We start from the raw sequence: 18,882 nt of genomic DNA, 5'->3' as shown, positions 1-18,882 counted from the left end.
CATGACAACTGGTGCGGTGCTTAGGGTTAGGACCCTACATGAAGCCCAGTTCGAGGCGCGCCTCGTCGGACATCATTTCCATCCCCCAGGGCGGCTCCCAGGTGAGTTCGACATCGACGCTCTTGACGCCCGGCACCGGAGACACCGCATCGACCAGCCAGCCCGGCATCTCGCCTGCCACCGGGCAGCCCGGCGCGGTCAGGGTCATGATGATCTTCACGTCGTTCTCGTCATTGATGTCGATGGTGTAGACCAGGCCCAGCTCGTAAATGTTCACCGGGATTTCCGGGTCATAGACGGTGCGGCAGGCATCGGTCACAGCTTCGTACAGCGGGTGGCTGACGGAGGAGGGCGCGATCAGCGGGGCGCCTTCGAGCGGTTCGGCAGGGTTGGTCATGAGGATCCCGGTTCTATTATCCGACGATTTATATAGGAAATAAGCGCCCCGGCGTCCAGAGGCGGCGGGCGCTAAGGCGCCGAAGATATGCCTGTTCTGCAATGTCAATATTTGATTTGCGCCCGGATTCGCGCTAAGTTGTGGTTTCCCCATAATGTTTTTGTGAAGGCTGCCAGGCTGCAGCGGACCGGTATCCAATTGCCGGCCGAGGAGAGGTCTGGGCGGGTCCGGGGAGGAGCCATGCCTGAGCTGACTGCAGTCCATCGCGCTTTCGCACGCATTTTGCTGGCGGCCGCTGCGGTTTTGACACCCGCCGCGCCGACCGGCGCCCAGGACAACTGGCAGTGGCAGCTGACACCCTTTGTCCTTGCCCCCTCGATCGACAGCACCACCGAACTGGGCCTCGCCGGCGGCGATGTCGAGATCGATGCCGGCGATGCCTTCGACCAGCTGCGTGCAGGGGGGATGCTGCAGTTCGAGGGGTTTCACAGCAGCAATTTCGGGTTCCGGCTGCGGTATTCGATACTGGATGCCGATGCCGACGGGGCAGCCGATACGGGACCGGCTTCCGTGCGCTATGACCAGAACCTGGGCGAGGCGGTGGTGGCCTACCGGTTCGGCCAGGGGCGCAACCGGTTCGAGGTGTTCGGGGGGCTGCGCCACTGGGATGTGGATGTGACCGCCGCCTTGACCGGCGCCACCCTGCGGCGCGGCGCCGACTGGACCGACCCGGTTGCGGGCTTCCGCTGGGAGCGCCGCCTGTCGGATGACATCAGCCTGGCGCTGGAGGCAGACATCGGCCTGGGCGGCGATTCCGATGAGAGCTGGTCGGCAATGGGCGGGGTGATCTATGACCGCTGGGAGCGGGCCTCGATCTACGTCATGTACCGCGGACTGGGGGTGGAGTACGAGGAGGGCACCCGCGGCACCGCCAGTTTCTTCCGCCATGATGCGGTGACGCATAGTTTGCTGGCGGGGGTGGGGTTCCGGTTCTGAGGCGGGGCGCAGGGCCTAGTGTTGTCTGCAGGCCGGATTGCCCTCAGCCGCCGTTCCTTTCATCCTTCAGGCCATCTGTGCAGCCCGCGTTTTCCGTCTCGCCCCGGCTCGTTCGGATTGCTGGAGAAAAGCGCGATCTTGTTGCCTTGCGGGTCGCGAAGGTAGCCAACATAGAACCGGGGCCCGTAAGCGGCGCGAAATCCGGGCGGGCCCTCACAGGAGCCGCCGGCGGCAAGCGCGGCGGCGTGAAGGGTGCGAACCTGTTTCTGATTGCGCGCCTCGAAGGCGACCATAGAGCCATTGCCGGCCGAGGCCGCGTGTCCGTCAAAGGTTGGCTTGACGTAGAAGTCAGGTGAAACGGGAGACTGGCCGGGTGCGGCCGACAGTGCGTAGCTTAACCCTTCAGGCCCTTCCTCCAGTCCGTAACCGAGGGCGGGCAGGATGGCGGAGTAAAATTCCTTTGCACGCGCGATGTCATCCGCTCCGACCGTGACATAGGCAATCATCCTGCGAGTTCCCTTCCAATGGTCCGGTCATTCAAACGGGATTGCTGCGCTGGTGCAAGCCGTCCTGGATTTCAGCGTTTCAGGCGGCCCGGTGCGGTCCCAAGGGCCTCCACCGGAGCGGAGGCAGCGAATGCCGGGTTTGCTGCGCAAGCATACCCGGCATGGAAGGCGGCAGGATCAATCGTTGATGTCGTGGTTGAAGGTCTTCACCTGGCCTTTGGGCAGGGCGAAGAACTTGCGCATGACCAGCCAGGCCGCCAGTGACAGCGCCGCGAAGATCAGCAGCAGCGGCGGCAGGCTGATGCCGGCGCCGGCCAGCAGCAGCAGGGCCACCACCGCGGCGCCGATGGCAAAGCCGAGGAACACGAAGCCCGGCACCAGCACCTCGAGGATCGCCAGCGCCAGCGCGCCGGCGCCCCAAACCCACCAGAGAGCCCAGAAGGGGGTGTCCATCACTTGCCTCCTTTCAGCAGGTTGAAGGCATTGCCGAAGGCCTCCAGCGCGTGGGCGGGAACGACGATGGTCTGCTTGCCGTCGCCGTTGCCGAGCGCATTGAGTGATTCCACCTGTTTCAGCGCCACCTGGTACTGCGCCGCCTCAAGCCCGTTTTCGGCAATTGCCTTGGCCACCACCTGGGTCGCATAGGCCTCGGCCTCGGCCTGGATGCGGCGGGCCTTGGCGGTCTGCTCAGCCGCATAAAGCTCTGCATCGGCCTGCAGCTCGACCGCGCGTTTCTGGCCCTCGGCCTTGGTGACCTCCGCCCGGCGGGCGCGTTCGGCATTGAGCTGCTGCAGCATCGCGTCGCGGGTGGCCTGGTCCAGGTTCACGTCCAGGATTTCGGCGCGGGTCACCTCGATGCCCCAGTCGTCCACCGCGGTCTCAACCGCTTCCTGGATGCGGGTGATCAGCTGGGCCCGGTTCGACTGCACCTCATCCAGGTCCATCTTGCCGATCTCGGCGCGCACGATGCCGGCCACGGTGGTGGCAATGGCGCCATCGACGTCGCGGATCCGGTAGACGGTCTTTTCCGGCTCAAGGATGCGGTAGAACACCGAGGTGTCGATCTGCACCAGCACGTTGTCCTTGGTGATGGCGTCCTGGGTGGCGTTCGGCAGCTGGCGCTCCAGGATCGAGATCTTGTGGCGGGCCACGTCGAGGAAAGGCACGATGAAGTTGATGCCCGGCCCCAGCACCGAATGCAGGCGGCCAAAGCGTTCGACCACGTATTTCTCCGACTGCGGCACGATCTTGATCCCCTTCAGGATCACGATGATCAGCAGCACGGCCCCCAGCAAATAAAGGATATTGCCGGACAGGAGGTCGAGGATCAGGTCTTCGGTCATGTAAATTTCCTTTGGTTGTTCAGCGGGGGCCGCAGCGGCGGCGGGCGCAGCCTGGACGCCCGGATCCGGCGGCCCGCCGGACGGGGGCTGTGCGCCAGGTGTCTTGGCCTTGTTCAATGATAGGCCCCGTTGTGTGCAATGGTATACAAATGAGTTCCGGCAGCGGCGGTTTCAAGATGTTACGGGTGTATATGACGCCCGGAAAAGCAGGCTGGCAAGCCCGGATGGGCCTGCTGTGTGCCGTCAGCTGCTGGTGGGTTTCAGCCGACGCAGCGGCGCCGGGCGCACCCGGTTCTCGATCTCGGCATAGATCAGGCCAGCAATGTTCTTGGACGAGGTTTTCTCGATCCCTTCCAGCCCGGGGGAGGAGTTCACCTCCAGCACCTTGGGGCCGGTTTCCGAGCGCAAGAGATCGACGCCCGCCACATTGAGGCCGAAGGCCTTGGCGGCGCGCACCGCGGTGGCGCGTTCCTCCTTGGTGATGCGGACCGCCTCGGCGCTGCCGCCAAGGTGCAGGTTGGAGCGGAAGTCGCCCTCTGCGCCGGAACGTTTCATCGAGGCGACCACCTTGGAGCCGACCACGAAGCAGCGGATGTCCTCGCCTGCGGCTTCCTTGACGAACTGCTGCACCAGGAAGTTTGCCTTGAGGCCGCGGAAGGCGGTGATGACGCTTTCCGCGGCTTTCTTGGTTTCGGCCAGCACCACGCCCTTGCCCTGGGTGCTTTCCAGCAGCTTCACGATCAGGGGCGCGCCGCCGACGATCTGGATCAGGCTGCCGGTGTCCTTGGGCGAGGCGGCAAAGGCGGTGGCGGGCATGCCGATCTTGTGGCGCGCCAGGATCTGATGCGCGTGCAGCTTGTCGCGGCTGGCGGTGATGCCCTCGGAGCCGTTGACGCAGAAAGTGCCCAGCGTTTCGAACTGGCGCAGCAGCGCGGTGCCGTACTGGGTGACAGAGGCGCCGATGCGCGGGATCACCGCGTCGTAGCGGGGCAGGCGCTTGCCGTCATAATGGATTTCCGGCGCCAGCGCGTTCAGCGCCATGTAGCAGCGGGTGGTGTTGATCACCTCCACCGTGTGGCCGTGGCTTTCGCCTTCTTCCACCAGGCGGCGGGTGGAATAATTGTCCTCACGGCTGAGGACGGCGATGCGCAGGGCGCGTTTGGGGGCGGACTTGCGGATGTTGGCAGAGGCATAGACGGAATAATCCAGCTCCGGCTGGCACATACGCTCGCCGGGCACCACGGTCACGTTCTCGGTCAGCGCTTGGCGGCCCAGCAGCATGTGCTTGGCCATGCCGCGCCGGTCAGTCAGCGTCAGTTCCACCGGCCAGGATTGGCCGCCGATCTCAATCGGCGTTTCGATCACGTAGCGCATCTCGCTTTCGCCGTTGGACGACGTCACCTCGCGGCGGTCCTTGATCACCGCGGAGCAGGGGATTTCCAGGTCGTACTGACCCGGAATCGGGTGCACCATGAAGCGCACCTTGGGCGCCTTTTGCGGCCCGAAGGTTTCGATCCCGGTGGCGTGCAGCGACGAGGTGCGGGCGCCGGTGTCGACCTTGACCCGCAGCGCAGGCAGCCCCAGGTCCGGCAGGCTGACCCATTCTTCCCAGCCGAGTTTCAATTGCGGTGCAGGGTCGGCTGTGGACATACGCGGGGCTCCTTGGCATTAGGGGGAATCGCCGCGGCGGATTTGCGGCAGAGAAGCGCAGGAATACGATATGGCTACCCTTTTCAACTTCGAAATGAAAGCAACGGACGGGAAAGCGCGCACCGGCGTCATCCATACGCCGCGCGGCGACATCCGCACCCCTGCCTTCATGCCGGTTGGGACGGCCGCAACGGTCAAGGCGATGATGCCGGAAAGCGTGCGCGCCACCGGGGCCGACATCCTGCTGGGCAATACCTACCACCTGATGCTGCGCCCGACGGCGGAGCGGATCGACCGGCTGGGCGGCCTGCACAAGTTCATGAACTGGGAGCGCCCGATCCTGACCGACAGCGGCGGCTTCCAGGTGATGTCGCTGGCGGGGCTCAGGAAGCTCACCGAGAAGGGTGTGACCTTCAAGAGCCACGTCGACGGTTCCAAGCATGAGCTGACGCCGGAACGGTCGATGGAGATCCAGCGGCTGCTGGGCAGTGATATCGTGATGTGTTTCGACGAATGCCCGGCGCTGCCTGCGGAGCGCGACCGGATTGCCGAGTCGATGCGGCTGTCGATGCGCTGGGCGGAGCGGAGCCGCGAGGCGTTCGGCGACCGGCCCGGCCATGCGCTGTTCGGCATCATGCAGGGCGGGCTGGAGCAGGACCTGCGCGAGGAAAGCGCCGAGGCGCTGAAGAAGATCGGGTTCGAGGGCTACGCGGTGGGCGGCCTGGCAGTGGGCGAGGGACAGCAGGCGATGTTCGACTGCCTGGATTACGCCCCCGGTTTCCTGCCGGAGGACAAGCCGCGCTATCTGATGGGGGTGGGCAAGCCCGACGACATCGTCGGCGCCGTGGCCCGCGGTATCGACATGATGGACTGCGTGCTGCCGTCGCGGTCCGGCCGCACCGGGCAGGCGTTCACCCGCTACGGCGTCGTGAACATCAAGAACGCCCGCCACCAGGACGACCCGCGGCCGCTGGATGAGCATTGCAGCTGCCCGGCGTGCTCGAACTACTCCCGCGCTTATCTGCACCATGTGTTCCGCTCGAACGAGATGATCTCGGGGATGCTGCTGACCTGGCACAACCTGCACTATTTCCAGGAGATTATGCAGGGCATGCGGGATGCGATTGCCGCCGGGACATTCGAGGCCTGGCAGAAGGACTTCCACGACACCCGCGCGCAGGGCGATATCGAGCGGTTGTGACCTTTGCAGGCCAGCGGCTGGCGCACATCTTTTTGTGAACGATGCATGGGCCGCCCTTTGGGGCGGCCTTTTAACATCCTGACTGCGCAGGATTTTTTGCCGGTTTCCGGGGGCGTCAGCTGCACGGGCCGGGGAAAAATCCGCCCGCAGTCAACATTCCTGAGACTGGAGGGTTGAAAGGCGGCGGCGGGATGCACAGCTCCTTTCGGGCAACATTCCTGTTGCTGGAAACTTTGACCGGAGGGATATCCCCGTGAGCCAAGAATTGTTTTCCGCCAGCACTGCTGGTGCAATCGAGCTGAAAAACCGCATCGTCATGGCGCCGCTGACCCGCAACCGGGCTGACGACCAGACAGGCGAAGTGCTGGACCGGCATGCGGAATACTATGCCCAGCGGGCGGGCGCCGGCCTGATCATCACCGAAGGCAGCCAGATCAGCCCCGAGGGCAAGGGCTATATCCAGACCCCGGGCATCCACACCGCGGCGCAGGCCGCGGCCTGGCGCAAGGTCACCGATGCGGTCCATGCAAAGGGCGGCAAGATTGTCATTCAGCTGTGGCATGTCGGGAGGATCACGCATGACTCGCTTCTGCCCGAGGGCACTGCGGCGGTGTCCTCCACCGATGCCGCGGCAGAGGCCCAGACCTTCACCCATGAAGGCTTTGTGCCGACCGCCAAGCCGCAGGCGCTGAGCGCAGAAGGCATTCAGCGGGTGGTCGCCGACTATGTTCAGGCCGCGAAATACGCCAAGGACGCGGGGTTTGACGGTGTCGAGCTGCATGCGGCCAACGGCTATCTGCTGGAGCAGTTCCTGAAGGACGGGGTGAACACCCGTACCGATGCCTATGGCGGATCGCCGGAAAACCGCGCCCGGATCGTTTTCGAAATTCTCGACGGGCTGCTGACGGTTTGGGAAGCCGGCCGTGTTGGCCTGCGCCTGTCGCCCTTTGCCACTTTCAATGATGTCTCGGACAGCGATCCCGCGGGGCTTTACACGCGGCTCATCCAGCGTCTGAACAGCTATGGCCTGGCCTATCTGCACATGGTCGAAGGGGAGACCGGCGGCGCCCGTGACGGTGACTTCGAGGCGCTGCGCAAGCTCTATACAGGCACCTACATGGCCAACAATGGCTATGACCGTGAAACCGCGCTGGCGCGGACGGCATCCGGCGAGGCGGACCTCGTGGCCTTCGGCCGGCCCTTCATCGCCAACCCGGATCTGGTGGACCGGCTGGCAGCAGACGCGCCGCTGAACGAAGGCAATCCGGAAACCTTCTATGGCGGCGGAGATGAGGGCTATACCGATTACCCGGCGCTGGAGCAGGTGGCGGCCGAGTAACCCGCTTCCATTCTGACCAGGGGGCGGCGGCCGGGCAGCACACGCCCGGCCGCCGATGCCAATGCGGCGGGCCATGCGGCCCGTTCACCTGTTATGAAGACCTGGTCCGCTATCCTCGCGCCAAAACCCGGAGGACCGCGATGATCTGGAGACGTGCATTGGCAGTTGCGGTCCTGCTGGGCGCCGCTCCGCTGGCGCTGGCGCAGACCGCGCCGGGCTCGCTGGCGGAGGCTTCAAGCTTTTTCAAGGCACCGCCGCTGGATGGCTGCCGGATTTCCCTGGATGAACTGATCAAGGGCGGCTCAGCGGCCTTGCGCGGGCAGTGGGTCGTGCAGAAGGGGCCGGGGGAAATCGCGCAGACCGCCGGCGGGCGCATCGAGATGGTGCCGTTGCCGCAGCGCACCGGCGAAGTGCTGCTGCTGGGATTCCGCAACGGGCGGCTGGTGGCGGATTCAGCCGCCTTGGGGTTTCTGCCCATCGGGGTCGAGGACCGGGCGCCGGTGAAGCCCGGTACGGGACTTCGGGCCGAAAGCGTCGGCCGCGGCGATCTGGCCGACGGCACGGAGGTTTTTCTGGATGAGCTGGCACTGGGGGCGCTGCCCTGCGGCGCGGATCAGCTGCTGCGGCTGAACCTGCTGGCGGAGCGCGATTCCGGCACCGGCGAGACGCTGCGGCAGGACATCCGCCTGTTCCTGGTTGACCAGTCCCGGATGAGCGGAACCTACCGTGAAACCGGGCCGGGCGGGCGGCTGGAGCGCGGCCTGATCACGCTGCTGCGGCGTTGATCGGTGCGGCGGAGTTATCCACAGGACCACCCCGGCGCGGCCTTCATTATTTGCTCACCCTTCCTGCATTTGCGCCCTTGTGGTCCCGGCGCGCAGCGGGCAAGGTGAGCCCCAGCCTTGAGGTGCCGCGGTTGAAAACCCAGAGCCGCCCCACCAAGTAAAGACATCCAATGAGGAGACGGGCCAAAGCTGCCAATACCGGGGCCGGGCCGTCTTGCCTAACCAAAGGACCGAGTATGCAAGAGCCACTCAATTCCTCCTACCCAGTCCTGCCGCTGCGCGACATCGTGGTGTTCCCCCACATGATCGTGCCGCTGTTCGTGGGCCGGGAAAAATCGGTGCGCGCCCTGGAAGAGGTGATGGCGGACGACAAGCAGATCCTGCTGTCGAGCCAGATCGACCCCTCCGAGGACGATCCCGAAACCGATAGCATCTACAGCGTCGGCGTGCTGGCCAATGTGCTGCAGCTGCTGAAACTGCCCGACGGCACCGTCAAGGTGCTGGTCGAGGGCCAGAGCCGGGTGAAGATCACCGAGTTCCTGGAGAACGACAACTTCTTCGAGGCGAAGGCCGAAGAGCTGGGCGAGATGCCGGGCGACGTCACCACCACCGAGGCGCTGGTGCGCACCGTCGGCGATGAGTTCGAGCGCTATGCCAAAGTGCGCAAGAACATCCCCGAAGAGGCGCTGTCTGCCGTCGGTGAAACCGCCGAACCGGCCAAGCTGGCCGACCTGGTTGCCGGCCACCTGGGCATCGAGGTGGACCGCAAGCAGGAACTGCTGGAGACGCTCTCCGTCAGCGAGCGGCTGGAGAAGGTCTATGGCCTGATGCAGGGTGAAATGTCGGTCCTGCAGGTCGAGAAGAAGATCAAGACCCGCGTCAAATCCCAGATGGAGAAGACCCAGCGCGAGTACTACCTGAATGAGCAGATGAAGGCCATTCAGAAGGAGCTGGGCGACGGCGAGGAAGGCGCAGGCGAAATCGCCGAGCTGGAAGAGAAGATCGCCGCCACCAAGCTGTCGAAAGAGGCGCGCGAAAAGGCGGATGCGGAGCTGAAGAAGCTCAAGAACATGTCGCCGATGTCGGCGGAAGCCACCGTCGTGCGCAACTACCTTGACTGGATGCTGTCGATCCCGTGGGGCAACAAGTCCCGCGTCAAGAAAGACCTGAACAAGGCGCAGGAGATCCTGGATGCGGATCACTATGGCCTGGAGAAGGTCAAGGAGCGGATCGTCGAGTATCTGGCGGTGCAGCAGCGCTCGGCCAAGCTGAAGGGGCCGATCCTCTGCCTCGTCGGCCCGCCGGGCGTGGGTAAGACCAGCTTGGGCAAATCGGTTGCCAAGGCGACCGGCCGCGAGTTCATCCGCATCTCGCTGGGCGGCGTGCGCGACGAGTCCGAGATCCGCGGCCACCGACGCACCTACATCGGCTCGATGCCCGGTAAAATCATCCAGGCGCTGAAAAAGGCGAAGACCACCAACCCGCTGATCCTGCTCGATGAAATCGACAAGATGGGCCAGGATTTCCGCGGCGACCCGGCCTCGGCAATGCTGGAGGTGCTGGATCCGGAACAGAACAACACCTTCATGGATCACTACCTGGAGGTGGAATACGACCTGTCGAACGTGATGTTCCTGACCACCTCGAACAGCTACAACATGCCCGGGCCGCTGCTGGACCGGATGGAGATCATCCCGCTGTCCGGCTACACCGAGGACGAGAAGCGCGAGATCGCCAAGCAGCACCTGATTTCCAAGCAGGTGAAGAACCACGGCCTGAAGGCCAAGGAGTTCGAGCTGACCGAGGCGGCGGTGACCGAGATGATCCGCACCTACACCCGCGAGGCGGGCGTGCGGAACCTGGAGCGCGAGATCGCCAAGGTGGCACGGAAGTCGCTGACCAAGATCGTCAAGAAAGAGGCCGACAGCGTGACCGTCACGCCGGACAACCTCGACGAGTTCCTGGGCGTGCCCAAGTTCCGCTTCGGCCTGGCCGAGAAGGAGGACCAGGTGGGTGTTGTCACCGGACTGGCCTATACCTCTGTCGGCGGCGAGCTGTTGTCGATCGAGGCGCTGCGGCTGCCCGGCAAGGGCCGGATGAAGACCACCGGCAAGCTGGGCGACGTGATGAAGGAATCGATCGAGGCGGCGTCCAGCTATGTGCGCTCGGTCTCGCCGAAACTGGGCATCAAGCCGCCGAAGTTCGACCATTGGGACATCCACGTGCACGTGCCGGAAGGCGCGACGCCCAAGGACGGCCCCTCGGCTGGCCTGGCGATGGTCACCTCCATCGTTTCGGTGCTGACCCAGATCCCGGTGCGCAAGGACATTGCGATGACCGGCGAGGTCACCCTGCGCGGCAACGCGCTGGCGATCGGCGGGCTGAAGGAGAAGCTGCTGGCGGCCCTGCGCGGCGGCATCAAGACGGTGCTGATCCCGCAGGAGAACGAAAAGGACCTGCCGGAAATTCCGGACAACGTGAAGGAGGGGCTGGAAATCATCCCCGTCAGCCATGTCTCCGAGGTTCTGGAGCACGCGCTGGTGTCCAAGCCCGAACCCATCGAATGGGATGAGGCGGCGGAAGAAGCCGCAGCAGCCAAGTCGGCGCTGAAAGGCTCCGGCGAGGGCGCAAGCGCCACCGCGCACTGATCCGCTGATCAGGAAGGAAGACAAAGGGAAAGGGCGGTCCGAGGGGGCCGCCCTTTTCAGTTCTCTCTTCCGTTCTCGCCCTTCTTTCCGGGGCGTGTGTTCCTGTTTGGCTGCGAGTGCGGGCACAGGTTCTCCCGCCCGCTGCTGGCAGCGCTTTCAGCACCGCCGCTGCGGTTGGGCATGGCGCCGCACCTGCGGTGCGGCGCGGGGGGGGGGAAGGGAGGCCGCCGGGCCCAAAATCCGGATGGGGCCCGGCCGCAGGCCGGGCGCCGTGCGGGTGCGGGAGGCCCCCGCAGCCCTGCAGGCGGGAAGGGTCAGGCAGCCTTGCTGGCGCCCGCCATCTTCGCCTGCACGGTGGCGATCGCCATTTCTGCCGGGCTGACATCCGCCGCCTTGGCCTGGCTCAGGATCGCTGCCATGGTTTCATCCAGCGCCTGCAGCTTGTCGGCGACAAAGCCTTCGCGGTCCTTGATCTTCTGGATCTCGGTCGCGACGTTGATGATGCCGCCGCCGTTGGCGACGAAATCGGGCGCGTAGAGGATGCCGCGGGCATGCAGCGCGGCGCTGTCCGCGGCGGTGGCCAGCTGGTTGTTGGCGCCGCCCGCGACGATATCCGCCTTCAGCTGCGGAATGGTCCCGGCGTTCAGGATGCCGCCGATGGCGCAGGGGGCAAAGACGTCAGCTTCGGCGCCGTAGATATCCGCCAGCGGCACCGCCTGGGCACCGAATTCGGCAATCGCCTGCTCCACGCGGCTTTCGTCGATGTCGGTGACCACCAGCTTGGCGCCGGCCTCGTGCAGGAACTGGCAGAGATACCAGCCGACATGGCCCAGGCCCTGCACCGACACGGTGACGCCGCCCAGATCGCGGCTGCCGTGCTTGTGGGCGCGGGCGGTGCGGATTGCGTTGAAGATGCCGCGGGCGGTGATCGGCGAGGGGTCGCCGCTGGCGAACTCGCCGTCGGCGAGGCCGGCCACGAACCGGGTTTCCTCGGCCAGGACGGCCATGTCGGCGGGGCTCATGCCCATGTCCTCGGCGGTGATGTAACGGCCGTCCAGGCTCTCGATGGCGCGGGCAAAGGCGCGCAGCAGCTCCGGCGATTTGTCCTTGGCCGGATCCCCGATGATCACCGCCTTGCCGCCGCCCAGGGTCAGCCCTGCGGCCGCATTCTTGTAGGTCATGCCCTCGCTGAGGCGCTTGACGTCGGTCAGGGCTTCGTCTTCGCTGGCGTAGGGGCGCATGCGCAGGCCGCCGGCCGCCGGGCCGAGCTGGGTGGAATGCACGGCAATGAAGCCGAGGAGACCCGCAGAGGGCTCCTCGACGCGGTAGATCTCTTCATGGGTGGCAGAGGCCACGGCGGTCACTGTCATCTGGATAGCTCCTCCAAAACTTTATCCGATAATACCAGCGCGCAAACGCCGGTTTTCACCAAAAAGGCCTGCCGGGGCGGAGGAGTTTGGTGATAAACTGCCCTGAAATCCGCCTGACTTAGGGGAAAGCTCCATGGATTCGATTGACCGCAAGATTGTCGCCGCGCTTCAGCGCAACGGGCGGCTGAAGATTTCCGAATTGTCGGAGATGGTCGGTCTCTCGGCCACCCCTTGCGCGCGCCGGGTTGCCAACCTGGAGGAAAGCGGGGTGATCAGCGGTTATTCGGCGCGGGTGGACCAGGCCAAGCTGGGGCTGCCGGTGACGATCTTTGTGGCGGTGGAACTGGAGCGGCAATCCACCGACGCGCTGCAAGCCTTTGAAAAGGCGGTGCGCAAGTTCGACCAGGTGATGGAGTGCTATCTGATGACCGGCACCCGCGATATCCTGCTGCGGGTGGTGGCGGAGGACCTGCCGGATTTCGACCGTTTTCTGGAGGACCGGCTGATGCGGGTTCCGGGCATCCGCAACACCCGCTCCAGCTTTACCCTGCGCACGATGATTCGCCGTGACGCGCTGCCGTCCTGCTGAACGGTTCACGGGCGCCGGGAGCCTGTGCTAGGCTGATTGCACAGGACAAGCCCGTCCGCGCGGTTTCCGGTCCCCGGGAGGACTGAAGGCGCAGGATCAGGGCGGGCAGAAAAACCAGCAAAAGGGGCAGAGAATGGCACGGGCAACCAGCAAAAGCAGAACATCCGGGCGCACATCCGGCACACGCAAACCGGCGGCACGCAAGACGGGCACGCTGCCGGCAGGGGCCGCGAAGGCGTCTGCCGCAAAGTCGGCGGCGGCGAAGCCGCATCCCCGCAAGGCTGCAGCAGTCGCGGCGGCGGCACCTGCCGCCCAGGAACCGGTTGTCGTTGCGGCCGCCGCACCGGTGGTGCCGGCACCGGAACTGGCCAAGAAGGAACTGGTCGAACGGGCCGTCGAACGGTCCGGCGTCAAGAAGAAGGACGCCAAACCGGTGGTCGAGGCGGTTCTGGCGCTGCTGGGCGAGGCGGTGGCCGAGGGGCGCGAGCTGAACCTGAAACCCTTTGGCAAGCTGCGCATCAACCGCAGCCAGGAACGCAGCAACGGCACCGTGTTTGTCTGCAAGCTGCGCCAGCCGCCGGCCGCCGCCGGTGCAGCAAATAACGCCGCCGGAGAAAATGCGGGCGAAGAGCAAAAATCTTCCAGTGACCCTCTTGCGGAGCCCGCACCGGACAGTTAAAAGCCTGCCTCACGGGTGATTAGCTCAGTGGTAGAGCGCTTCGTTCACATCGAAGATGTCAGGAGTTCAAATCTCTTATCACCCACCATCAATTCCGGAAGGCGCTCCCTGAAAAGGTCGAGCGCCTTTTGCTTTTCCGGGGTTCCTCCCGCGGTCCTGCGGCGTTACCACTTTGCCTGAGGAACCGGGCAGGGGGGCACATTATGCAATTTCCGAAAATCTGGCTGCTGCGGCACGGGCAGACCGAATGGAATGCAGAGCGCCGCATCCAGGGACAGCTGGAATCGCCGCTGACGCCCCTGGGGGTGGAGCACGCCCGCCGCCAGGCCGTGCTGATGGCGCCGGTCATGGCGCAAGGCCCGGATTGCTTTGCCTCGCCCCTGGGCCGGGCGCAGCAGACCGCGGATATTGCCCTGGGCGGTGCGCCTTTCGTGACCGACCCGCGTCTGGCTGAGGCCTATGCCGGGGCGTTTCAGGGCATGACGCTGGAGGAGGTGGCAGCAGGGTATCCGGGCATCTACGGGGCCAACCCGCGTAATCTGGACCTGTTCTGCGAAGCGCCGGGCGGCGAGGGGTACGGCAGTTTCCATGCCCGCATCCTTGATTTCATGCAATCGCTGACCGGCCCGTCGGTGGTGGTGGCGCATGGGCTCTTGGGGCAGGTGATGCGCGGCATCGTTTGCGGCCTGAGCCGCGACCGGATGGCAGCGCTGCCGAACGGGCAGGGCTGCGTCTATGTGCTGGAAAACGGGGTGGAGACGGTCCTGGAGTAGCGCGGGCCGCCTGGCTGCGGCCCGGGCAGGGTCAGAGGCCGGGCAGTTTGTTCACCAGGCCGCGGCGGCCAAAGGTGGTGCCGCGGTTGGCGCCAAAGTCCCACCTGAAGCCGATGCCGGCAAAGACCTCGTTGCCGGACAGGTTCTGTGCTTCGGCATTCAATGAGCCAAGTTCGCCGTAGAACCTGGCGCCTTTGCCAACGTCATACTGCGCGCTGGCGGCGATCCTGGTGAGCTCGATATTGCCCAGATCCAAGTGGTCGAGGCCTGCGCCGACGGTGAACTGGCTGTTGACCTCCCTGCGGAAAGCAACACCGGCGATGGTGCCGGAAATCGCGCCGTCGTCGCCTTCGCCCAGGTAGAACTCCGCGTCGGCAAACCCGAATTCATGCCCGGCTTCGATACCATAGAAGTCATATTCATCCCTGCCGGTTTCCTCGATGCCGTAGAACAGGCCCAGCGAGGTGGTGTTGCTGACATGGGTGATGCCGTGCAGGGTGGCATTTGCCCCTTCCAGGTCCGTCAGGTTGAAATCGGCATAAAACAAGTCGAGCTGGGTGGAGAAGCTGCGGGAGAAGCCCAGTTCCACGCCGCCGCCAACGGCAGTGCGGGCATAGTCAGTGTCATCGGCAAAGGCTGAGGCGGACAGTTCAAAACTGCCGCCGGTGATTTCCGCAGCTTGCAGGCTGCCGGCCAGGGCTGCGGCTGCGCAGGCTGCGCTGAAAAGGCGTTTCATAGATACTGCTCCGGTCGTGTAAGCGCTTCCGGCCTCTGCTGTTTCCGGGCCGGTTGCGCAGATTGCTATCCCTTCGCGGCGCAGCTTGGCAAATGGCTTGAACCTGCCGCCCTTTGGCAGCGGCCAAGTGTTGCCCGGCTGCCCTGCATCGTCCGGGACAGGTGGCGCCGGAAAGTGAAAAAACTTCTGCCCGCCCCCTTGCGCAGTCCGGCGCCATTGTCTAAATCCCCGCTCATCGGGTCGTTAGCTCAGTTGGTAGAGCGCTTCGTTTACACCGAAGATGTCGGGAGTTCGAGCCTCTCACGACCCACCATCCCCCCTCAGGTAAGATAGTCTAAGCAGCGGGCGCGCGGCAGCGTGAACGGCGCGTTTTTGGTTCTGTTTCAGTGTGTTATCCGGCGCTTGTCATTTTTTTCCGGGAAAGTCCGGAAAAAGGCAAAACACCGCTTGACGGTGCCGGGGGCGGAGAATATTACAGCCCAACATTCAGCAGCGATGCCGGATGTGCAGCGGGCGGTTGTAGCTCAGTTGGTTAGAGTACCGGCCTGTCACGCCGGGGGTCGCGGGTTCGAGCCCCGTCAACCGCGCCACTGCTGCGCCCCGTCCCGGGGCTGAAGAGGGACCGCCCCGGAGGGGAACTGGATCGGAGACGGTCCGCCGCAAGGCGAAAATGCGGTTGTAGCTCAGTTGGTTAGAGTACCGGCCTGTCACGCCGGGGGTCGCGGGTTCGAGCCCCGTCAACCGCGCCACTTTCGCCCGCCGCCCTGGCGCTTCAGGGACCGCCCCGGACGGGGACCATAGCCGAAAGGCCCATGCGCGGTTGTAGCTCAGTTGGTTAGAGTACCGGCCTGTCACGCCGGGGGTCGCGGGTTCGAGCCCCGTCAACCGCGCCACTTTCTCCTAGCATTCTCAGAAATCCTCATCGCCCAGGCCCGCCTGTGATACCCTCGCTCTGCGGCGGCTGGCGGCTGCCTGCGTATTGTTGTGTGTATTTTAGAGAAGGGGGCAGGCGATGGGTGTCGACGTGAAGGTCAAGCTGCCGAAGCCATCTAAAAAACCTTACAAGGTTTCAGCCACCGACATTGACGGGTTGCGGGACATTCTGGACGGGAAGGATGCCTGGGGCACCTACGATCCGGCGCCGGTCTTCGTGCCCAAATTCGCCAAGGACAAATCGGTGAGCCAGATCACCGTGACCTGCAAGCCGGTGGCAACGCAGCCGTCCTGGGCGGAATACGGCAAGACCACCAAGAACCGGCAGGCCGAATGGGACCGGATGATAAAGGCGCTGGAGAAGTATCTGACCGCGCTGCACAATCTGGCGCTGGAAGCGGCGGCGAAGTTTGCGGCCAAGATGCAGGCGCGTGAAGAACCGCTGCAGAAGGATGAACTGAAAGCACTGTTCAAGGAGGCCAAGGCGGCGATGCTGTCGGCGGTTGAAGGCTATGCGTCGAAGACGACCGGCGGCCATACCGTGGGGGTCAAACTGGACGACGTGCCGCCGGATCCGGCGGTGTTCAAAAAGACCGTCCCGAAGCCCAAGGATGTGTCCTATTCGGTCAGCGGCAAGACCATCGCAGCGGTGTTCAAGGCGCTGAATAAACGCAGTTTCTGGGGGCGCTACCGGTCCAATGCCAGCTATTCGGCGACCTTCCAGCTGGACGGCCACGTGAAGGAGTTCAAGCTGACCAGCAAGCCGGTCATCACGATGCCCAAGTGGAAGGAATACAGCAAGGGCAACAAGGGGCAGAAGGGCAGCTGGGACACCATGTGGAAGAAGCTTTATGCCCATGAGAACAACCATCACAAGATTTTCACCGATTGCGTGGCGGCGCTGGAAGCCAGCCTGGCGTCGGAGAATGTACTGAAAGCGGATCTCAAGAGTTTCTGGGAGGGCGAGACGAAGGAGTGGCAGAAGAAGCAGGACGCCTATGACAGCAAGACGGACCACGGGGTGAAGGAGGGGGTCGAACTGGATGCCTCGCACGATCCCTGAGGCCTGGCTCCTTGCGGCCTGTCAGGCGGTTGGGGTGTCCTGGCTGAAGGAGTTGAGCCAGCCGTCTGCGCGCTTCTCCCAGAGCGAGGAGATCAGCATCTCCTTCCATTCCCGGCTGCCGGCCGGGCAGTAGGCGGCGCGGTAGGAGAGCAAGACCGCGCCATCGGAAATGACGCGCAGCTGCGCATCGCTGAGGCGGTAGTCCGCCATCACCGGCCCGTCCTGCAGCTGTTCGCAATGGCCTGCCTTGTCCGAGAAACCGCTGGGGTAGACGCCCAGGAAGTCCTCGGTCAGCATCCGCCCGTCGGCCTCGGGATCGCCAGCGATCAACGCCTCCCAGACCTTGGTTTCCAGGGCAAGGAATGCGGCCAGCCGCGGGCCGTCTGTCAGAATCGCTTGGGTCATGACGCCAGCCTGACTGCCGGAAACGGGTCAGGCAAGCGGTATGGCGGCTGCAGCGGGGCGGTCAGAGAACCGGCGGGTTCGGTGCCGCCTCGGTGTCGTGGCGCCAGTCGGTCAGCTCTGCGTCCACCCATTTCTTGAGCCGGTCCAGGTCGGGCTTGGGGTTGGATTCCAGGTAGCGCAGCAGCACCCTTGTACCGTGCTGATAACCGGCGCGGTAGCTTTCCTCCGGGTCGGTCTGGTTGCCCTCGAACCCCGGCGGGCGTTTGAACCTGCTTTGTGACATCTCTGCCTCCGTCTGCCTATTGCTGCGCGTTGCCGTAACGTTAGCGCAAGAGCGATAAGCAAGTCTTAACCGGGTGCGTAAAACGAACGTCAAGCCGAGCTGACGGGCGGCAGCGGGGTGAGGAATGCGAGCAGCGCGGCGGCGGTTTCGGCCGGGGCGCTGTCGATGAAGAAATGCCCGCCCGGCACGGCTTGCGCGGTCATGTTATGCAGGCGCGGCGCCCAGGTGGCGGCGACGTCATAGGCCCGCGCCATGGCGCCATCTGCGCCATAGAGAACCAGCGCCGGGCATTGGACCTGCCGGCTGAGGTCGCGGGCGTCGTCGTGAAAGTCCGCCTCGATTGCGGCGCGGTAGTCGTTGCACATGGCATGGACGCAGGCCGGATCCGCCCAGGCGCGGCGGTAGGCGGACAAGGCTGCGGGCGGGAAGTCCGCCATTGAGGTGCCGCCCCAGCCCAGCAGGCAGCTTTCGAAATAGGCCTGCGGATCGGCGCCGATCATGCGTTCCGGCAGCGGGGCGGGCTGGGCCAGGAAGAACCAGTGGTAGTAGGCGCGGGCGACCTGCCGGGTCAGCTGATCCAGCAGCAGGTGGGTCGGGATGATGTCCATCACGGAGAGGCTGGCCACCGCATCCGGCGCGTCCAGCGCCAGCCGGTGGGCGGTGCGGCCGCCGCGGTCGTGGCCGGCTAGGTGGAAACGGGGAAACCCCAGTGACCGCATCAGCGCCAGCTGGTCGGCGGCCATATTGCGGAAGCTCATGGCGTCCACGCCCTCGGGTTTGGAGCTGGCGCCATAGCCGCGCAGGTCCGCCGTCACCACGGTGAAATGCCGGGCGAGGGCGGGGATGGTGTCCTCCCACATTTCCTTGGTCTGCGGAAAGCCGTGCAGCAAGAGAAGCGGCGGCCCTTCGCCGCGCCGGGTATAGGCGATCTCCTGGCTGTTCACCTGCAGGGTGCCGGTCTCGATGGCGGCTGGCATGGTCTTCTCCCGTTGCGGCGGCGCGTTTTGAGGATTGGACCCTGAGGGCAGCATGGGATCAAGTGTGCCGCTGCGTTTGCGCGTCGAGGGGAGGGGCTCCCGCGCCTTTGCAAAGCATCAAAGATGCCCCGCAAAGCCTTGGGCCCGGGGGGGGGGGGGGGGGGGGGGGGGGGGGGGGGGGGGGGGGGGGGGGGGGGGGGGGGGGGGGG

General features: G+C 64.9%; 19 protein-coding genes and 5 tRNA genes. 14 read left to right on the top strand and 10 right to left on the bottom strand.

The window, feature by feature from the left end; all coding sequences use genetic code 11:
• Positions 1–34: 34 nt before the first annotated feature.
• Positions 35–397 (bottom strand): SUF system Fe-S cluster assembly protein, encoded by a 363-nt coding sequence (locus AC58NV_RS16955; protein ID WP_174144936.1) that lies wholly within the window; start codon positions 395–397, stop codon positions 35–37.
• A 240-nt stretch (positions 398–637) separates the two neighbouring features.
• Here AC58NV_RS16955 and AC58NV_RS16950 point away from each other — a divergent pair, with 240 nt between their 5' ends.
• Entirely contained in the window at positions 638–1,393 is a 756-nt protein-coding gene (locus AC58NV_RS16950) for an outer membrane protein (protein WP_497228175.1), read from the top strand.
• A 59-nt stretch (positions 1,394–1,452) separates the two neighbouring features.
• Here AC58NV_RS16950 and AC58NV_RS16945 read toward each other — a convergent pair whose 3' ends face one another.
• From AC58NV_RS16945 to rimK, 4 genes are all read right to left on the bottom strand, one after another.
• The gene (locus AC58NV_RS16945) at positions 1,453–1,899 is read right to left on the bottom strand and encodes a VOC family protein (RefSeq protein WP_497228174.1); all 447 of its coding nucleotides are present in this window, start codon (positions 1,897–1,899) and stop codon (positions 1,453–1,455) included.
• Positions 1,900–2,076: 177 nt separating this feature from the next.
• Positions 2,077–2,352 (bottom strand): NfeD family protein, encoded by a 276-nt coding sequence (locus tag AC58NV_RS16940; protein ID WP_497228173.1) that lies wholly within the window; start codon positions 2,350–2,352, stop codon positions 2,077–2,079.
• Positions 2,352–3,242, bottom strand: a complete 891-nt coding sequence (locus tag AC58NV_RS16935) for an SPFH domain-containing protein (RefSeq protein WP_366659813.1) — start codon at positions 3,240–3,242, stop codon at positions 2,352–2,354. The genes AC58NV_RS16940 and AC58NV_RS16935 overlap by 1 nt, the downstream gene beginning before the upstream one ends.
• Before the next feature lie 243 nt (positions 3,243–3,485).
• A complete protein-coding gene (gene rimK / locus AC58NV_RS16930; RefSeq protein ID WP_497228172.1) occupies positions 3,486–4,892 on the bottom strand; it encodes a 30S ribosomal protein S6--L-glutamate ligase in 1,407 nt (468 codons plus the stop codon).
• 70 nt (positions 4,893–4,962) lie between these two features.
• Between rimK and tgt the strand changes: the two genes are divergently transcribed.
• The 4 genes from tgt to lon all read left to right on the top strand — a co-directional run bounded on the left by tgt (position 4,963) and on the right by lon (position 10,865).
• Positions 4,963–6,093 (top strand): tRNA guanosine(34) transglycosylase Tgt, encoded by a 1,131-nt coding sequence (gene tgt, locus AC58NV_RS16925; RefSeq protein ID WP_497228171.1) that lies wholly within the window; start codon positions 4,963–4,965, stop codon positions 6,091–6,093.
• A gap of 253 nt (positions 6,094–6,346) precedes the next feature.
• Positions 6,347–7,432, top strand: a complete 1,086-nt coding sequence (locus AC58NV_RS16920; RefSeq protein WP_497228170.1) for an alkene reductase — start codon at positions 6,347–6,349, stop codon at positions 7,430–7,432.
• A gap of 140 nt (positions 7,433–7,572) precedes the next feature.
• Positions 7,573–8,217, top strand: a complete 645-nt coding sequence (locus AC58NV_RS16915) for a hypothetical protein (protein WP_497228169.1) — start codon at positions 7,573–7,575, stop codon at positions 8,215–8,217.
• 236 nt (positions 8,218–8,453) lie between these two features.
• Positions 8,454–10,865: an endopeptidase La gene (lon, locus tag AC58NV_RS16910; protein WP_497228168.1), complete on the top strand. Its 2,412-nt coding sequence runs from the start codon at positions 8,454–8,456 to the stop codon at positions 10,863–10,865.
• Positions 10,866–11,179: 314 nt separating this feature from the next.
• Here the strand turns inward: lon and AC58NV_RS16905 are convergent, their stop codons facing one another.
• Positions 11,180–12,235, bottom strand: a complete 1,056-nt coding sequence (locus AC58NV_RS16905; protein ID WP_497228167.1) for a Glu/Leu/Phe/Val family dehydrogenase — start codon at positions 12,233–12,235, stop codon at positions 11,180–11,182.
• A 133-nt stretch (positions 12,236–12,368) separates the two neighbouring features.
• Between AC58NV_RS16905 and AC58NV_RS16900 the strand changes: the two genes are divergently transcribed.
• From AC58NV_RS16900 to AC58NV_RS16885, 4 genes are all read left to right on the top strand, one after another.
• The gene (locus tag AC58NV_RS16900) at positions 12,369–12,824 is read left to right on the top strand and encodes an Lrp/AsnC family transcriptional regulator (protein ID WP_174144924.1); all 456 of its coding nucleotides are present in this window, start codon (positions 12,369–12,371) and stop codon (positions 12,822–12,824) included.
• Positions 12,825–12,957: 133 nt separating this feature from the next.
• Positions 12,958–13,503 (top strand): HU family DNA-binding protein, encoded by a 546-nt coding sequence (locus AC58NV_RS16895; protein WP_497228166.1) that lies wholly within the window; start codon positions 12,958–12,960, stop codon positions 13,501–13,503.
• Between the two features lie 13 nt (positions 13,504–13,516).
• Positions 13,517–13,591 (top strand) — tRNA-Val (locus tag AC58NV_RS16890).
• A 115-nt stretch (positions 13,592–13,706) separates the two neighbouring features.
• Positions 13,707–14,276 carry a histidine phosphatase family protein gene (locus tag AC58NV_RS16885; RefSeq protein WP_497228165.1) on the top strand — a complete coding sequence of 190 codons (570 nt, stop codon included), beginning with the start codon at positions 13,707–13,709 and terminating at the stop codon, positions 14,274–14,276.
• A gap of 31 nt (positions 14,277–14,307) precedes the next feature.
• On the opposite strand, the gene AC58NV_RS16880 is transcribed toward AC58NV_RS16885, so the two are convergent.
• A complete protein-coding gene (locus AC58NV_RS16880; RefSeq protein WP_497228164.1) occupies positions 14,308–15,012 on the bottom strand; it encodes a hypothetical protein in 705 nt (234 codons plus the stop codon).
• A 237-nt stretch (positions 15,013–15,249) separates the two neighbouring features.
• Here AC58NV_RS16880 and AC58NV_RS16875 point away from each other — a divergent pair.
• From AC58NV_RS16875 to AC58NV_RS16855, 5 genes are all read left to right on the top strand, one after another.
• Positions 15,250–15,325: transfer RNA gene (locus AC58NV_RS16875), tRNA-Val, on the top strand.
• Between the two features lie 200 nt (positions 15,326–15,525).
• Positions 15,526–15,602, top strand: a tRNA-Asp gene (locus AC58NV_RS16870).
• Positions 15,603–15,684: 82 nt separating this feature from the next.
• A tRNA-Asp gene (locus AC58NV_RS16865) sits at positions 15,685–15,761 on the top strand.
• 67 nt (positions 15,762–15,828) lie between these two features.
• Positions 15,829–15,905: transfer RNA gene (locus AC58NV_RS16860), tRNA-Asp, on the top strand.
• 119 nt (positions 15,906–16,024) lie between these two features.
• On the top strand, positions 16,025–17,008 hold the full coding sequence (locus AC58NV_RS16855; protein ID WP_497228163.1) for a DUF922 domain-containing protein: 984 nt from the start codon (positions 16,025–16,027) through the stop codon (positions 17,006–17,008).
• Between the two features lie 21 nt (positions 17,009–17,029).
• On the opposite strand, the gene AC58NV_RS16850 is transcribed toward AC58NV_RS16855, so the two are convergent.
• The 3 genes from AC58NV_RS16850 to AC58NV_RS16840 form a co-directional block, all read right to left on the bottom strand.
• The gene (locus AC58NV_RS16850) at positions 17,030–17,413 is read right to left on the bottom strand and encodes a DUF4440 domain-containing protein (RefSeq protein ID WP_497228162.1); all 384 of its coding nucleotides are present in this window, start codon (positions 17,411–17,413) and stop codon (positions 17,030–17,032) included.
• A 61-nt stretch (positions 17,414–17,474) separates the two neighbouring features.
• Positions 17,475–17,696 carry a hypothetical protein gene (locus AC58NV_RS16845; RefSeq protein WP_497228161.1) on the bottom strand — a complete coding sequence of 74 codons (222 nt, stop codon included), beginning with the start codon at positions 17,694–17,696 and terminating at the stop codon, positions 17,475–17,477.
• A gap of 89 nt (positions 17,697–17,785) precedes the next feature.
• Positions 17,786–18,673 carry an alpha/beta fold hydrolase gene (locus AC58NV_RS16840; protein WP_497228160.1) on the bottom strand — a complete coding sequence of 296 codons (888 nt, stop codon included), beginning with the start codon at positions 18,671–18,673 and terminating at the stop codon, positions 17,786–17,788.
• Positions 18,674–18,882 lie beyond the last annotated feature (209 nt).

It is taken from the genome of Leisingera sp. ANG49, assembly GCF_059694505.1.
The sequence above is the reverse complement of the archived record's forward strand: the minus strand, read 5'-3'. Positions and strand labels throughout refer to the sequence as shown.

What these genes read in the sequence shown, in the direction of transcription:
- AC58NV_RS16955 (WP_174144936.1), bottom strand. Translation starts at nt 397, where the DNA reads ATGACCAACCCTGCCGAACCGCTCGAAGGCGCCCCGCTGATCGCGCCC.
- AC58NV_RS16950 (WP_497228175.1), top strand. Translation starts at nt 638, where the DNA reads ATGCCTGAGCTGACTGCAGTCCATCGCGCTTTCGCACGCATTTTGCTG.
- AC58NV_RS16945 (WP_497228174.1), bottom strand. Translation starts at nt 1,899, where the DNA reads ATGATTGCCTATGTCACGGTCGGAGCGGATGACATCGCGCGTGCAAAG.
- AC58NV_RS16940 (WP_497228173.1), bottom strand. Translation starts at nt 2,352, where the DNA reads ATGGACACCCCCTTCTGGGCTCTCTGGTGGGTTTGGGGCGCCGGCGCG.
- AC58NV_RS16935 (WP_366659813.1), bottom strand. Translation starts at nt 3,242, where the DNA reads ATGACCGAAGACCTGATCCTCGACCTCCTGTCCGGCAATATCCTTTAT.
- rimK (WP_497228172.1), bottom strand. Translation starts at nt 4,892, where the DNA reads ATGTCCACAGCCGACCCTGCACCGCAATTGAAACTCGGCTGGGAAGAA.
- tgt (WP_497228171.1), top strand. Translation starts at nt 4,963, where the DNA reads ATGGCTACCCTTTTCAACTTCGAAATGAAAGCAACGGACGGGAAAGCG.
- AC58NV_RS16915 (WP_497228169.1), top strand. Translation starts at nt 7,573, where the DNA reads ATGATCTGGAGACGTGCATTGGCAGTTGCGGTCCTGCTGGGCGCCGCT.
- lon (WP_497228168.1), top strand. Translation starts at nt 8,454, where the DNA reads ATGCAAGAGCCACTCAATTCCTCCTACCCAGTCCTGCCGCTGCGCGAC.
- AC58NV_RS16905 (WP_497228167.1), bottom strand. Translation starts at nt 12,235, where the DNA reads ATGACAGTGACCGCCGTGGCCTCTGCCACCCATGAAGAGATCTACCGC.
- AC58NV_RS16900 (WP_174144924.1), top strand. Translation starts at nt 12,369, where the DNA reads ATGGATTCGATTGACCGCAAGATTGTCGCCGCGCTTCAGCGCAACGGG.
- AC58NV_RS16895 (WP_497228166.1), top strand. Translation starts at nt 12,958, where the DNA reads ATGGCACGGGCAACCAGCAAAAGCAGAACATCCGGGCGCACATCCGGC.
- AC58NV_RS16885 (WP_497228165.1), top strand. Translation starts at nt 13,707, where the DNA reads ATGCAATTTCCGAAAATCTGGCTGCTGCGGCACGGGCAGACCGAATGG.
- AC58NV_RS16880 (WP_497228164.1), bottom strand. Translation starts at nt 15,012, where the DNA reads ATGAAACGCCTTTTCAGCGCAGCCTGCGCAGCCGCAGCCCTGGCCGGC.
- AC58NV_RS16855 (WP_497228163.1), top strand. Translation starts at nt 16,025, where the DNA reads ATGGGTGTCGACGTGAAGGTCAAGCTGCCGAAGCCATCTAAAAAACCT.
- AC58NV_RS16850 (WP_497228162.1), bottom strand. Translation starts at nt 17,413, where the DNA reads ATGACCCAAGCGATTCTGACAGACGGCCCGCGGCTGGCCGCATTCCTT.
- AC58NV_RS16845 (WP_497228161.1), bottom strand. Translation starts at nt 17,696, where the DNA reads ATGTCACAAAGCAGGTTCAAACGCCCGCCGGGGTTCGAGGGCAACCAG.
- AC58NV_RS16840 (WP_497228160.1), bottom strand. Translation starts at nt 18,673, where the DNA reads ATGCCAGCCGCCATCGAGACCGGCACCCTGCAGGTGAACAGCCAGGAG.